Raw genomic sequence first — 13,479 nt, 5'->3', positions numbered from 1 at the left:
GGGGCTACCAGGCCGGCTGGAGCCTCGTGGTCGCGGGAAGCGCGTGCCGCTTCACCGGCAGAAGGTAGAGGCGAAGGAACGCGGCCCCGGCCCGGAGGGCGTGCCATTTGCGGCCCAGCCAGCCCAAGAGGCCGCCGCGCCGTTCCGCCTCCTGCATGGCGAAGACTGCCGCCCGCAGGCGCTCCATGCCGGCGCGGAAGGCAGGCGAGTCGATGTCGAGCTCCACGGGGAACACCTGGCGCGAGATTTCGGAACAGATGCGGAAAACGCGGTAGTCGTAGTCCGTGGGGTCGAGCCCAAGGGCGGCATGGAAGACCGGGCGACCGTGGTCGCGGACATACATGGTCGCGTAGACCGAGAGCAGGAAGAAGCGGATCCAGAGCTTGTTGTGGCCGGAGAGCAGCTTCGGGTCGGACCGCATGAGGAGCGCGAAGGCCTCGCCGTGGCGGAACTCGTCGTTGCACCACTGCTCGAACCAGTCGAAGATGGGGTGGAACCGCAGCTCCGGGTGCTTCTGCAGCTGGCGGAAGATGGTGATGTAGCGCGAATAGCCGATCTTTTCCGAAAGATAGACGGCGTAGAAGATGAACTTGGGCGCGAAGTGCGTGTACTTCTTCGACTTGGTGAGGAAGGAGAGGTCCACGCCGATGCCTGCGTCCTTGAGCGTGTGGTTGATGAACCCGGCGTGGCGGCTCTCGTCGCGCGAGAGTAGCCGGAACAGCGTGCGAACGTCGGGGTTCTTCGTCCGCCGGGCGATCTCGGCGTAGAGCACGCAGCCCGAGAACTCGGCGGTGAGCGAGGAGACGAGGAAGTCGATGAACTCGCGCCGGAGATCAGGCGGGAGGCCGTCGAGGATGCCCTCGAAGCCGGCGTCGCGGCGGAAGTGCCGCCGGTTCGGGTCGCTCTCCATCTCGGCAATGAGGGCATCCCACTCGCGGCGGACCGGGCTCACGTCGATGCGGTCGAGAGCCTCGAAGTCGGTGGTGTAGAAGCGCGGCGACAGCACGGTATCGGCCTTCGCCATCTCGAGCGTTTCCTCGGGCGTCTGCGGGATCGCGTGGACGTTCATGACAGTCTCCCGGGCGTGAAGCTCACCTCGTAGAGCTCGGTGAGGTCGAAATGGGCGGCGAGCCGGGTCCAGGCGCGGACCACGGCCGACGCGCGGTCGATGACGGCCGGCCGCTCGAGCACGATGCGGCTGTCGAGGGGCACGGTGATGGGCTCGCCCTCGACGCGCACCCGGTCGCCGGGGTTGATCTCGAGGCCGTCGGCAAGCTCGACATGCGCATGGAACGCCTGGTCGGACTGCTCGATCTCGATCCGCGCCATGGACCGGATGCGCCGGGGGTAGAGGAGGCTCATGCGCCCTTCCCTGCCAGCTCGGCGGCGCCGGGCAGCAGGCGCCAGAAGGCGCGGCGATTGTCCGCCCCGAAGCTGTCGAGCTCGACGGTGCGGCCGGTCGCCACGTCCTCGAGGCTGAGGCGGCCGTCCCCCCACAGCCGCAGGCGGTAGGGCGCCTCGGGCCCCACGCCCTTCATCCGCCGTTCGCGCGCCATGGAGCGGATGACGCCGCGGACGAAGCCCTCGTTCGAGCCGGCGGCGACCGAAGCGAAGGGCGCGCTCGCCGCGCCCTCGAAGATGCCGAGCGTGCCGTCGGGCAGGTCGCGGAAGACGAGCAGCCGCTCGGCAACGACCGGCACCCCGGCCTCGGCGCGCACCTGGCTTGCCGGCTTGGGCCGGTCGAGCAGGCCGAGGGCAACCGCTCCCGTGAGGGCGAAGACCGCCGCGACCATGGCCGCGATGCCCCAGAGCACGGGCTTGGGGATGGGCTTCTCGACATGCGCGCTCATGCCGGCACTCCGGTGGGCAGAGGCCGCGCATCGGCCGTCGGCCGGTCGAACGGCAGCCGGCGGCCCTGCGGCAGCGCCTCGGCCATGGCACGCGCGAGGATTTCCGCCGGTCCGCGGGCGTCGGCGAGCGCGCGCAGCATCGGCTCGGGCCGGGCGAAGCGCCACGGGCGCACATGGGGCCAGAGCAGGAAGTAGCCGACGCGCTCGGCCGGGACGGGGGCGAGCGCGATGTCGCCCGAACCATCGCGGGCGGCATTGAGCCGGGCGGTCTCGATGGCCACGAGGGGCAGGTTCACGCACATGGGCACGGCCACGCCGAAGCGTATGACCACCCGGCGGCTGGTGATGGTGTAGAGGGTGGAGCGCGCCATGAGCCAGGCGAAGAGGAGGAGGAGGCCGCAGGCGGCAAGCCCCGCGGCCACCGTCATGCCCACGCCGAACGCCGAGCCGGAGACGAGCGCGAAGGCCAAGAGCACGGCGAAGTAGAGCGCCACCTTGCGCACATGGTAGGCGGAGACGGCCAGCCGCTTCCAGTCGGGCGCGCCCTGCCAGAGGATCCGCTCGCCGGCAGGCAGCCGGCCCGGAAGGCCCGGAACCGGCTCGCCCTCATACTCCGTCACAGCCATGGCTCGACCCGATCCGGCGTGGCGTAGAGGTAGCCGGCGCCGAGGTAGGCGGTGATCCGGTCTTCCTCGTTGCGGGTGACCTGGGTGGGGCTCTGAGGCCGCGGCACGCCGGCGAACTGCGCTGCGGTGACCGCCTCCATCTCGATCTCGCCACGGCCCTTGCGGACCAGCGCCATCGTCATCGGCAGCAGCGCCGGGTTGGTGCCGACCTCGCCGGGAATGGCGACGGCGAGGTAGCGCACGAGGTGGTCGGTAGTGTCGACCCAGAGGTCGCTGACGGTGCCGGCCACCTTGCCGTCGGCCGCGACCACGGGCCAGCCGATGACGTCGGGCTCGCCATCGGCAACGCGGAAGCCCTCGGCAAGGCCAATGGGCACGATCTTCGGCCGGCCATGCATGTCGAGCTCGGGCTCATGCGCCCGGGCCGACTGGAAGGCTCCGGCGCCCACCCCGGCCGTCAGCGGGTTGCCGACGGGGTCGAGGGGCGAACCGCCCCAGTGGGCCCGCACCGTCTCGGGGATCTCGACCGGCTCCCGCCGGGGCTCGGCGTCGGGGCTGATCACCCCCTTGCCGTGGGGCAGGAAGAAGCTCTTGGGCCGGGCGCTCTGGAGGAAGCCGCCGGTCGGGATGATGGCGCCGGTTGCCTCTTCCTCGAGCGGATAGCCTTCCCGCCGGTCCTCTCGGCGCAGGTAGATGACCAGCCCGAGGAAGAAGAGGAAGAAGGCGTAGAAGACGAGTTCCGCGACGTCGAGACCGCCGACGATGAAGACCTGGGACATGGGGGTTCTCCTGGGGTGCCTCCTGGGGGATTCCGGGTTCAGGTGGGGAATTCGCTGAGGCCGAAGCGGCCGGGGCGGGCGGGGGGCCGGTCCTCGCGGACCCAGCGGGCGAGCGGTCCGAGCGCGGCGAGCGCCGCGAACAGGAGCGCGATCTCGAGATGCCAGACGAAACTGTAGCCGGTGCCGGAATCGGTCAGCGCCGGGCCGAGCCGGCCGGAGACGGCGAGCGCGGAGACGATGTCCCGAAGGACGCCGCCGAGAGCGACGGCGAGGCCCGAGGCCGTGGCCTGGACGGCACCCCAGGCACCCAGCGCGATGCCGGCGGCGCTGCCGCGGCCGAGCGCCATTGCCGCCGTCAGCGTGCCGACGGAGAAGAGGCCGCCGCCAAGGCCGATGCCCATGGCGCCGAGGCCGAACAGGGTGACCGACTGGAGCGGCTCTGAAATGATGACGGCCGCAAAGGCCCCGATCCCGATGAGGAGCCCGAGACCGGCGAGCCGGTGCGGATCGGCACCGAGGCCGAGGCGCTGGGCGGCAAGGCCGAAACCGAGCAGCGCGCCGGCCGCCCAGAGCGCGGTCAGCATGGTGGTCTGGCCGACCGCGAGGCCCAGCACTTCGCCGCCATAGGGCTCGAGCAGGACATCCTGCATCGAGAAGGCAGCAGCACCCAGGCCGACCGCCCAGAGGAGGCGGCCGACGCGCCCGCCGGCAAGGAGCGCCCGCCAGCTCTCGCGGAACGGCGGGCGCTCGCCGGAAGGAGACGTGGCCGCCGGGTTGCGCGCCTCCTGCTTCCAGAGCGCGGCGAGGTTGAGCGCGAGGGTGAGCGCGGCAACCCCCTGGATCACCTGGATGAGGCGGATGGGCGAGAAGGGCTGGAGCAGCTGGCCGATGACGAGGGCAGCCAGCATCATGCCAAGGAGCAGCATGACGTAGAGGAGCGCCACGAGGCGCGGCCGGGTCTCCTCGGTTGCGAGGTCGGTCGCGAGCGCGAGGCCCGCGGTCTGCGTGGTGTGCATGCCCGCCCCGACCAGCAGGAAGGCCAGGGCGGCCGCCGCCTCGCCGATGATGACGGGGCCGTGGGTATCGCCGCTCATGACGAGAAGCGCGAAGGGCAGGATGGCGAACCCGCCGAACTGCAGAAGCGTACCGAACCAGATGTAGGGCACGCGCTTCCAGCCGAGGATCGAGCGGTGGGTATCGGACTTGTGGCCGATGAGCGCACGCGCCGGCGCGAACAGCAGCGGTATCGCCACCATCAGGGCGACGAGCGCCGCCGGCAGGCCAAGCTCGACGATCATCACCCGGTTGAGCGTGCCGGTCAGCAGCACGGCCGCCATGCCGACCGAGACCTGGAAGAGCGACAGCCGGAGGATCCGCGGCAACGGCAGCTCGGGTGTTGCGACATCCGCAAACGGCAGGAAGCGGGTGGCAACCGCGGTCCAGTCGAAGAGGCGGGTTCCTGCCATCAGCCGCGCACCCATTCGAGCGCCTGGCTCGTGTAGAAGCCCCGGGCGACAAGGCGCGTGCGTGCCGTGCGCCAGCCGGGGTGACGCGCGAGCGCGCGCAGAATCCGCTCCTTCCCGACCGGCGCGATCATCGGCGACCGGTCGGACCGCGGAAACAGCCTGCCCACCGCGTGCATGGCGGCGAGAAGCGGAGTCCGGGGCGCGAAGGTGAAGAGGATGGAGGCGCGGGTCCGCTCGGCAAGCGCGGCAAGCGCGCGTGCGATGTCGGCCAGGGGGTAGTGGATGAGCGAATCCATGGCGACGACATGGTCGAAGCTGCCGAAGTCGCCCACCAGCATGTCACCCGCCTCGAAGCGCAGCCGCCCGGCAAGCGCTGCCGGCGCGCGCGCGCGGGCGATGGCCACGAGCCCGGGCGAGAGGTCCACGCCCACCACCTCCGCTCCCCGGCGCGCGGCCTCGACGGCGAGCGCGCCCGTTCCGCAGCCGGCATCGAGGAGGCGAAGGCCGTTCATGTCCTGCGGCAACCAGGAGAGAAGCGTCGCGCGCATCTCGTCGCGGCCGGCGCGGACAGTGGCGCGGATGCGCGAGACCGGCGCATCCGAGGTCAGGTCCACCCACTGGCGGTGCGCGGTGCGGTCGAAATAGTCGTGCAGCCGGTCGCGGACCGCGAGGTAGCTCGGCGCGATGTCGGCGCGGCTCGCCATCACTCGAACCCCAGGAAGTCGAAGATCTCGCGGTCCCGCATCGGCCGGACGGCGAGCGGCTCCACCCCCCGCCACAGCCGGTCGGCGAGCGCGAGATAGGCCTGGCGCGCTTCCTCGACCTCGGGCGAGTCCTCCATCTCGAAGAGGGTGCATTTCTTCAGGCGCGAGCGGCGAATGGCGTCCACGTCCTTGAGATGCGCGAGCCGCTGCATGCCGGTTGCCGCGCAGAAGCGGTCGATCTCGTCGGTGGCCGCCGAGCGGTTGGCAATCACGCCGGCGATCCGGACATCGTAGTTCCGCGCCTTGGCGTTGATGGCCGCGATGATGCGGTTCATCGCGAAGATGCTGTCGAAATCGTTGGCGGCCACGACCAGCGCGCGCTCGGCATGCTGAAGCGGCGAGGCGAAGCCGCCGCAGACCACGTCGCCCAGCACGTCGAAGATGACGACGTCGGTCTCCTCGAGCAGGTGGTGCTGCTTGAGCAGCTTTACCGTCTGGCCGACGACATAGCCTCCGCAGCCCGTGCCCGCGGGCGGACCGCCGGCCTCCACGCACATCACGCCGTTGAAGCCCTCGAACATGTAGTCTTCGGGCCGCAGCTCCTCGACGTGAAACTCCACCTGTTCGAGGACGTCGATGACCGTCGGCATCAGCTTCTTGGTGAGCGTGAAGGTGGAGTCGTGCTTCGGGTCGCAGCCGATCTGCAGCACCCGGTGGCCAAGGAGCGAGAAGGCGGCCGAGAGGTTGGACGAGGTGGTGGACTTGCCGATGCCGCCCTTGCCGTAGACCGCGAAGACCTTGGCGGTGCCGATGCGGTCCTTCGGGTCGAGGTGGACCTGGAGGCTTCCTTCGCCATCCGGGCGGCGGGGGCGGATCGGGTCGTCGAGGGCCATCTCCGTCTCCTTGGTCTCAGGCGGCTTCCGCGACTCCCTCGAGGCGGTCCTCGAGGGCATCGGCAGCAGCACGCAGGGCGACAAGCGTTGCAGGGTCGGGGCTCCAGAGCTGCCGGTCGACCGCCTCGAGAAGCCGGTCGGCCAGGCGCTGCGAGGCCCTGGGGTTGAGTTCCGCGAGGCGGTTGCGCATCGCCGCATCGAGGAGGAAGGTCTCCGCCGTCTCCTGGAAGACCCAGGGGGCGACCTGGCCCGTCGTGGCCGACCAGCCGAGCGTAACCGTCACCTGCGCCTCGATGTTGCGGACGCCCTCGTGGCCATGCTCCAGCATCGCCTCCACCCAGAGCGGGTTGACCGTGCGCGTGCGGGTCTCGAGCGCGATCTGCTCGGCAAGGCTCCGCACCCGGGGTGCGGCCGACGTGCCGTCGAGGATGTAGACGCTGGCCTCCTCGCCCCGCGCGCGGGCGACCGAGCGGGCGATTCCGCCCAGCGTGTCGACATAGTGGTCGATGGTGGTGACCCCGAGCTCGGCGGACTCGAGGTTCTGGAAGGCCAGGTCCACGCCTGCGAGCGCCGAGCGCATGAGCGCAGGCTGGCGCGTCGGCCGGCCGCTGCGGCCGTAGGCGAAGCCCTTCTGCCGCTCGAAGCTGTCGGCAAGATCGTCGGGCGACGTCCAGTTGCCGCTGTCGATCATCAGGTTGACGTTGGCGCCATAGGCGCCCTCGGCGTTGGAGAAGACGCGAAGCGCCGCCGTCTCGAGGTCGCAGCCATGCGCCGCCATGTGCGCAAGCGCGTGCTTCCTCACGAAGTTCATCTCCTCCGGCTCGTCGGCGCTGGCGGCAAGGAAGGCCGCCTCGGCGAGCGCGCGCGTCTGCATGGGAAGGAGATCGCGGAAGATGCCGGAAAGGGTGGCCACCACGTCAATCCGCGGGCGGCCGAGCTCGGCAAGCGGCACCAGCTCCGCACCTGCAAGGCGGCCGTAGCCGTCGCGGCGCGGGCGCGCGCCGATCAGCGCGAAGGCCTGGGCAAGCGCCGCGCCTTCCGACTTCAGGTTGTCGGTGCCCCAGAGCACCATCGCCACCGTCTCGGGCAGCCGGCCCTTCTCCGCGACATGGCGGGCAAGGAGCCGCTCGGCCATGGCATGCCCTTCGGAAACCGCGAAGGTGGAGGGCAGGCGGAACGGGTCGAAGCCGTGGAGGTTGCGGCCCGTCGGCAGCACGTCGGGGTTGCGGCCGATGTCGCCGCCGGGCGCCGGGGGGATGTAGCCGCCCGAGAGCGCGCGGACGAGCGCCTCGACTTCGTGCGCGTCCGCGACATGGAGGCCGAGCGGGATTTGGGCCGTCTCGATCTCGTAGAGGCGGTCGGGAAGCGCGTCGGTCGGCACGTCGCCAAGACCGGCCGCCTCGGCCTGGGCGCGCACCAGCGCCTCGAGCCGTGCGCGCTCGGGGGCTTCCGGGTCGGTCGCCCGCCAGCGGTCGAGCGAGGCCCTGAGGTCGGCGAGCCCCTTGTGGAGGCCGGCCTCGGCGAGCGGCGGCGTTGCGTAGGAGACGAGGGTCGCCGCCGCCCGGCGCTTGGCAATGGTGCCTTCCGACGGGTTGTTGGCAGCATAGAAGTAGATGTTGGGCAGGTCGCCCAGCAGGCGCTCGGGCCAGCAGTCGGCCGAGAGCCCGGCCTGCTTGCCCGGCATGAACTCGAGCGCGCCGTGGGTGCCGAAGTGAAGCACTGCATGCGCGCCGAAGTCCTCGCGAAGGAAGCGGTAGTAGGCGGCGAACGCATGGGTGGGCGCGAAGCGGCCCTCGAACAGCAGCCGCATCGGGTCCCCCTCGTAGCCGAAGCCCGGCTGAAGGCCCACGAAGACGTTGCCGAAGCAGGCACCCTGGATGAGGATGTGGCGGCCGTCGGAAAGCTGGCGGCCGGGCGCCGGGCCCCACTGGGCCTCGATGGCGGCAAGATGGGGCTCGCGGCGGACGTGCTGGTCGACAGGCACCCGGTGGAAGACGTTGGCATCCGTCCCGTAGCGGTCGCGGTTGCCCTCAAGCAGGGCGGCCTTCAGCGCCTCGACCGATGACGGCACCTCGACCCGGTATCCGGCCCCGGCCAGGGCCACGAGCGTGCGGTGCAGGCTCTCGAAGACGGAGAGCCAGGCCGCGGTGCCTGCCGCACCGGCGTTGGGCGGGAAGTTGAAGAGGGTGATGGCGACCCGCCGCTCCGCCGGCGGAGTCCGCCGGAGCGCGACCAGCCGCGCGACCTTGGCGGCGAGCGCCTCGGCACGCTCGGGGCAGGAGAGCATCTCGCGGGCAAGCCCCGAGGCGGCGTGGACGCAGCGCCGCGCGCAGCCCGTGCACGGCTCGGCCGAACCGTCGGAGCGGCCGCCGAACACCGTCGGCACGGTGGCACCGTCAAGTTCGGGGATGGCGACCATCATGGTCGCCTCGACCGGCGTGAGGCCCGCCGTTCCCCGGCCCCACGCCTGCAGCGACTGGAACTCGAGCGGGTGCGCGGCGATGTAGGGCACGTCGAGCCGCGCCAGGATCTCCTCGGCGGCGCGGGCATCGTTGTAGGCGGGCCCGCCCACCAGGCTGAAGCCAGTGAGCGAGACCAGCGCGTCGATCGTCGGCCGGCCGCGCTCCATGAAGAAGCGCTCGATGGCGGGCCGCTGGTCGAGCCCGCTTGCGAACGCCGGGATGACGCGAAGGCCCCGCGCTTCGAGCGCGCGGATGACGCCATCATAGTGGCCCGAGTCGCGCCCGAGCACGTAGGAGCGCAGCAGCAGCAGGCCGACCGTGCCCGCCTTCCCGCCCCGCTGCGGCAGCAGGCGCAGCGACTCGGACATCCGCCCCCGCATGTCGGGGTGGTAGACGCCGACCTCCGGATACTCGGCCGGAAGCGCCGCGGGCGTCGCGCCGCGCAAGGGAGCGCGCGGACCATCGGCGTAACGGTCGACCAGCGCGCGAATCATCGCGACGACGTTGTCGTCGGAGCCGGCGAGCCAGTACTGGAGGGTGAGGAAGTAGGCGCGCACGTCCTGCGCCGAGCCGGGAAGCCACTTCAGAAGCTTCGGCAGCGTGCGGAGGATCTTCATCTGCCCCGCGCCGGACGACTGGCCTGGCTTGGCCGTGCCACGCAGCTTCTTCAGGAGCGCCAGCGGGCCCGAGGGCGCCGCATCCATCCGGTACTGGCCCATGCGGGTGAGCCGCACGATCTCGGCGCCGGAGAGCAGCCCCAGCATGGCATCGCAGCTGTCGCGCCGGGCCTCGAGCGCCGGCAGCACGGCGCGGATGTGCTCCTCGAGGAAGAGCATGGCGGCAATCACGATGTCGCCGCGGGCAATGTCGGCCCGCGCGGCCTCGAGCCGGTCGGGCGCTCCATCCCAGTCGGAGGCGGCATGGAAGCCGATCTCGATCGGCAGGCCCTCGGCGCGGAACCGCGCCTGGGCCCGCTCCGCAGCGCCGGCCAGGTGGTTGTCGAGCGTGACGATGACCACGCGCAGCGGGCGCTCCAGCCGCGGCGGCTCAGCGGGAGAAGTGCGATTTCGCGTCATAGAGCGTCTCGACGGTGATCGCGGAAATGCCGCGCGCGGCAGCATAGGCCTCGGTGTTGCGGCGGGCCTTGCCGCGCACGAAGAAAGGGATCTTGCGAAGCTCGCGCTCGGCATCGGGCGTCCAGGCGACAAGCCCGTCCGCCGCCGCCTGGGCGGCCACGGGCTCCGGCCGGATCTGCGGCTGAGCGGCCGCATGCTGCGCAGCATGGCTCGCAGCAAGATGGGAGGGTCCGGCCTCGTCCGAGAACTCGAAGTCCTCCCGGAACATGGTCAGCAGATGTTCCTCGAGACCCATGACGAGCGGGTGGACGAGGGTGTCGAAGAGGACGTTGGCGCCCTCGAACCCCATCACCGGCGAGTAGCGCGCCGGGAAGTCCTGGACGTGGACAGGCGCGGAGATCACCGCGCAGGGCAGGCGCACGCGCTTGGCGATCATCCGCTCCATCTGCGTGCCGAGCACCAGCTCCGGCTGGAGCGCCGCGATCCGCGCCTCGACCTCGAGATAGTCGTCTGTGACGAGCGGCTCGATGCCGTGCTCCGCCGCCGCAGCGCGCAGCTCGCGGGCGAACTCGCGGTTGTAGCAGCCGAGGCCCACCACCTCGAAGCCGAGCTCGTCGCGCGCCACCCGGGCGATCGCGATCGCGTGCGTGGCATCGCCGAAGACGAACACGCGCTTGCCCGTGAGATAGGTCGAGTCGACCGAGCGCGACCACCACGGCAGGCGCGCGTGCGCCGCGGCAAGCGCGGGCGCCGGGTCGAGGCCGAGATGGCCTGCGACCTCGCGGACGAAGTCGCAGGTCGCGAGATGGCCGATGGGGACGGTGCGAATGGTCGGCCGGCCGAAGCTCTTCTCAAGGAAGCGGCAGGCGCTGTCGGCAATCTCGGGGTAGAGGCAGATGTCGAGGTCGGCCTCGCCGAGGGCGGCGATGTCGGCAACCGTGGCGCCGAGCGGCGCCACGACATGGACATCGACCCCCAGCGTATCGAGAAGGCGCGTCACCTCGGTCACGTCGTCGCGGTGGCGGAAGCCGAGCGCCGTGGGCCCCAGAAGGTTGACGCGCGGCCTTCGGCCTTCGCGTGGGGAGGGCCGGCGGCTGCGGTCCACGAGCGCGCGCACCAGCGCGAGGAAGGTCTCGGCCGCGCCCCAGTTCTCCTTGCGGCTGTAGCTCGGAAGCTCGAGCGGAATGACCGGAACGGGAAGGCCCATGGTGGCGGCAAGGCCCCCGGGATCGTCCTGGATGAGCTCGGCGGTGCAGGAGGCCCCGACCAGCATCGCCTCGGGACGGAAGCGGGCGTGGGCGTCGCGAAGGGCGGCCTTGAACAGCTCGGCGGTGTCGGCGCCGAGATCGCGCGCCTGGAAGGTGGTCCAGGTGACGGGCGGGCGATGGTCCCGCCGCTCGATCATGGTGAAGAGGAGATCGGCGTAGGTGTCGCCCTGCGGCGCGTGGAGGACATAGTGGACGCCCCGCATGGCCGTTGCCACCCGCATGGCGCCCACATGCGGCGGGCCCTCGTAGGTCCAGGCGGCGAGCTTCACGTGGCCGCCTCCGGGGCAAGGGCCGCGAGCTTCTGACGGCGGACGAGCGGGCGGGCGAACAGTTCGGCAAGATCGCCGGCCTGGTCGAACCCGTGGACAGGCGAGAAGACGAGCTCGATCGACCACTTGGTGGTGAGCCCCTCGGCCTCGAGCGGGTTGGCAAGCCCGAGGCCGCAGACGACGAGGTCGGGCCGGTCGGCGCGGACGCGGTCGAGCTGGCGCTCGACGTCCTGCCCCTCGGCCAGGCGCACGCCTTCTGGAAGGCGCGCAAGATCGGGGCCGTGGTAGCGCTGGTGAAGGTAGGGCGTGCCCACTTCCACCGGCACCATGCCGCATTCCTCGGCGAGAAAGCGGGCCAGCGGCACCTCGAGCTGGCTGTCGGGAAGGAAGCTGATGCGCCGCCCCTCGAGGAGGGGGCGATGCCGGGCAAGCGCGCGCTCGGCCCGCGCGCGCGGTGCCGCGACCACCGCCTCGAACCGGTCGAAAGACACGCCGAAGGCGCGGGCCGCAACCGCAAGCCACGCCTCCGTGCCCCTGGCACCGAAGGGGAAGGGAGCGGGAAGGACGGTTGCGCCCCGGCGCTCGAGGGCGGCCGCGGTCGCGCCGAGGAAGGGCTGGGCAAGCAGCACCCGGGTGCCCGGCCCGACCGGCGGCAGCTGACCGGCCCGGCGCGGCGGCAGGACATCCGCCGGAATTCCGAGGTCGGCGAAGAGCCGCGCGAACTGGTCCTCGACAACGTCGGCCAGGCTGCCCGCAACCAGCAGGCGCTGGCCAAGGTTTCCCGCCTGCGGCATCTCCGGCACGAGCGCAGCGAGGCAGGCGTCCTCGCCCTCGGTGAAGGTCGTCTCGATGCCCGAGCCGGAATAGGCGAGCACGCGCACGCCGCGCGGCCGCATTCCGGCGTCGAGGCGGGCCGCAGCCTTGGCAAGGTCGAGCTTGATCACCTCAGACGGGCAGGAGCCCACGAGGAAGAGGAGACGGATGTCGGGCCGGCGGGCGAGGAGTCGGGCAACCACCTGGTCGAGCTCCTCGTGGACGTCGGCAAGGCCGGCGAGGTCCTTTTCCTCGATGATGGCGGTGGCGAAGCGGGGCTCGGCGAAGATCATGACGCCGGCTGCCGACTGGAGCAGGTGAGCGCAGGTGCGCGAGCCGACCACCAGGAAGAAGGCATCCTGGATCTTGCGGTGGAGCCAGACGATGCCGGTGAGGCCGCAGAAGACCTCGCGCTGGCCGCGCTCGCGCAGGACCGGCCGGGGCGCCCCCGCCGCCAGCGCCGCGACGGCCGGGGCGTTCACGCTGCTGCTCCTCCGGCCGGGGCATCAATCCGCGCCTGCCGGAGCTTCCAGACGAACTGGCCGGCATTGATGACATAGGCGGCATAGGCCGCGAGGGCGACCGCCATCTGCTGCCCGACGCTGCCAATGCCGGCCAGCAGCATCACGACATAGGCCGTGTGGAGCGCAAGGACGAGCATCGAGAAGAGATCTTCCCAGAAGAAGGCGGGCGCGAAGAGGTAGCGGCCGAAGACGACCTTCTCCCAGATCGCCCCGGTGACCATGATGAGGTAGAGCACCCCGGTCTTGACGAGGATCGAGACGGTTGCAGCGCCCTCCCCTTCGCCGGTCAGGAGGAAGCGGACGACGAGCGCCAGGCTGACCAGGAAGACGAGGAACTGGAGCGGCGCGAGGATGCCCTGGACGATGGTCCAGGGGCTCTCGTCACGGCGGCGGCGCTCCTCCGGCGTGTAGAGCGGCGGCCGCTGGGGGCGGCGGAGAACGCCAGCTGCCCCGGAAGCCGCCTTGTCCCGCGCGGACGCGCCAGCGGCTGCACGTGCGTGCCGAAGGTCTGCCGAATCCAGCCCAAGCCGTTGCGGGAGCGCGACCATTTCCCTTCCCGGGCCCTCCATTCCTCGCTGGAGCCTAAGGACCGGAATCCCGATTGTCAACGAAACTTGACGCTCATATAAGTTGACGCTGTGGCGAGATGACGCGGGCGGGCGCATCGCCTCGCCGCACCATCGCAAGGGGGCGGGAGGTGGGCCAGCAGGCCGGGAGAGCGGAGCGCGCGATTGAAATCCGTCCTGACG

The 13,479-nt window shown here is 71.2% G+C and carries 12 protein-coding genes; all 12 read right to left on the bottom strand.

The window, feature by feature from the left end; all coding sequences use genetic code 11:
• Positions 1-4 precede the first annotated feature (4 nt).
• Genes acsF through bchF form a run of 12 tightly spaced genes read right to left on the bottom strand, consistent with a single transcriptional unit; the run spans position 5 to position 13,278 of the window.
• Complete coding sequence (gene acsF / locus H3H34_RS02605; RefSeq protein WP_194743683.1) at positions 5-1,069, bottom strand: magnesium-protoporphyrin IX monomethyl ester (oxidative) cyclase; 1,065 nt, start codon at positions 1,067-1,069, stop codon at positions 5-7.
• On the bottom strand, positions 1,066-1,362 hold the full coding sequence (locus H3H34_RS02600) for a hypothetical protein (RefSeq protein ID WP_194743682.1): 297 nt from the start codon (positions 1,360-1,362) through the stop codon (positions 1,066-1,068). Before H3H34_RS02600 ends, acsF begins: the two co-directional genes overlap by 4 nt.
• Positions 1,359-1,850, bottom strand: coding sequence for a photosynthetic complex assembly protein PuhC (gene puhC, locus H3H34_RS02595; RefSeq protein WP_194743681.1), 492 nt, complete (start codon positions 1,848-1,850; stop codon positions 1,359-1,361). Before puhC ends, H3H34_RS02600 begins: the two co-directional genes overlap by 4 nt.
• The gene (gene puhB / locus H3H34_RS02590) at positions 1,847-2,476 is read right to left on the bottom strand and encodes a photosynthetic complex putative assembly protein PuhB (RefSeq protein ID WP_194743680.1); all 630 of its coding nucleotides are present in this window, start codon (positions 2,474-2,476) and stop codon (positions 1,847-1,849) included. The genes puhC and puhB overlap by 4 nt, the downstream gene beginning before the upstream one ends.
• Complete coding sequence (gene puhA, locus H3H34_RS02585; protein ID WP_194743679.1) at positions 2,467-3,255, bottom strand: photosynthetic reaction center subunit H; 789 nt, start codon at positions 3,253-3,255, stop codon at positions 2,467-2,469. Before puhA ends, puhB begins: the two co-directional genes overlap by 10 nt.
• Positions 3,256-3,293: 38 nt before the next feature.
• Positions 3,294-4,721: a BCD family MFS transporter gene (locus H3H34_RS02580; RefSeq protein ID WP_207790722.1), complete on the bottom strand. Its 1,428-nt coding sequence runs from the start codon at positions 4,719-4,721 to the stop codon at positions 3,294-3,296.
• On the bottom strand, positions 4,721-5,425 hold the full coding sequence (bchM, locus tag H3H34_RS02575; RefSeq protein WP_194743677.1) for a magnesium protoporphyrin IX methyltransferase: 705 nt from the start codon (positions 5,423-5,425) through the stop codon (positions 4,721-4,723). Before bchM ends, H3H34_RS02580 begins: the two co-directional genes overlap by 1 nt.
• Positions 5,425-6,318, bottom strand: coding sequence for a ferredoxin:protochlorophyllide reductase (ATP-dependent) iron-sulfur ATP-binding protein (bchL, locus tag H3H34_RS02570; RefSeq protein WP_194743676.1), 894 nt, complete (start codon positions 6,316-6,318; stop codon positions 5,425-5,427). The genes bchM and bchL overlap by 1 nt, the downstream gene beginning before the upstream one ends.
• A 16-nt stretch (positions 6,319-6,334) precedes the next feature.
• Complete coding sequence (locus H3H34_RS02565; protein WP_194743675.1) at positions 6,335-9,856, bottom strand: magnesium chelatase subunit H; 3,522 nt, start codon at positions 9,854-9,856, stop codon at positions 6,335-6,337.
• The gene (bchB, locus tag H3H34_RS02560) at positions 9,828-11,393 is read right to left on the bottom strand and encodes a ferredoxin:protochlorophyllide reductase (ATP-dependent) subunit B (RefSeq protein WP_194743674.1); all 1,566 of its coding nucleotides are present in this window, start codon (positions 11,391-11,393) and stop codon (positions 9,828-9,830) included. Before bchB ends, H3H34_RS02565 begins: the two co-directional genes overlap by 29 nt.
• Positions 11,390-12,688: a ferredoxin:protochlorophyllide reductase (ATP-dependent) subunit N gene (locus H3H34_RS02555; RefSeq protein ID WP_194743673.1), complete on the bottom strand. Its 1,299-nt coding sequence runs from the start codon at positions 12,686-12,688 to the stop codon at positions 11,390-11,392. Before H3H34_RS02555 ends, bchB begins: the two co-directional genes overlap by 4 nt.
• Entirely contained in the window at positions 12,685-13,278 is a 594-nt protein-coding gene (gene bchF / locus H3H34_RS02550; protein ID WP_194743672.1) for a 2-vinyl bacteriochlorophyllide hydratase, read from the bottom strand. Before bchF ends, H3H34_RS02555 begins: the two co-directional genes overlap by 4 nt.
• Positions 13,279-13,479 lie beyond the last annotated feature (201 nt).

This window comes from Thermaurantiacus tibetensis (assembly GCF_015354055.1).
Classification (GTDB): Bacteria; Pseudomonadota; Alphaproteobacteria; order Sphingomonadales; family Sphingomonadaceae; genus Thermaurantiacus; species Thermaurantiacus tibetensis.
The sequence above is the reverse complement of the archived record's forward strand: the minus strand, read 5'-3'. Positions and strand labels throughout refer to the sequence as shown.

Excerpts from the sequence above, each read along its gene's own strand:
- puhA (WP_194743679.1), bottom strand. The coding sequence starts at position 3,255 with ATGTCCCAGGTCTTCATCGTCGGCGGTCTCGACGTCGCGGAACTCGTC.
- bchF (WP_194743672.1), bottom strand. The coding sequence starts at position 13,278 with ATGGTCGCGCTCCCGCAACGGCTTGGGCTGGATTCGGCAGACCTTCGG.
- puhB (WP_194743680.1), bottom strand. The coding sequence starts at position 2,476 with ATGGCTGTGACGGAGTATGAGGGCGAGCCGGTTCCGGGCCTTCCGGGC.
- H3H34_RS02600 (WP_194743682.1), bottom strand. The coding sequence starts at position 1,362 with ATGAGCCTCCTCTACCCCCGGCGCATCCGGTCCATGGCGCGGATCGAG.
- acsF (WP_194743683.1), bottom strand. The coding sequence starts at position 1,069 with ATGAACGTCCACGCGATCCCGCAGACGCCCGAGGAAACGCTCGAGATG.
- bchM (WP_194743677.1), bottom strand. The coding sequence starts at position 5,425 with ATGGCGAGCCGCGCCGACATCGCGCCGAGCTACCTCGCGGTCCGCGAC.
- H3H34_RS02580 (WP_207790722.1), bottom strand. The coding sequence starts at position 4,721 with ATGGCAGGAACCCGCCTCTTCGACTGGACCGCGGTTGCCACCCGCTTC.
- H3H34_RS02565 (WP_194743675.1), bottom strand. The coding sequence starts at position 9,856 with ATGACGCGAAATCGCACTTCTCCCGCTGAGCCGCCGCGGCTGGAGCGC.
- bchL (WP_194743676.1), bottom strand. The coding sequence starts at position 6,318 with ATGGCCCTCGACGACCCGATCCGCCCCCGCCGCCCGGATGGCGAAGGA.
- puhC (WP_194743681.1), bottom strand. The coding sequence starts at position 1,850 with ATGAGCGCGCATGTCGAGAAGCCCATCCCCAAGCCCGTGCTCTGGGGC.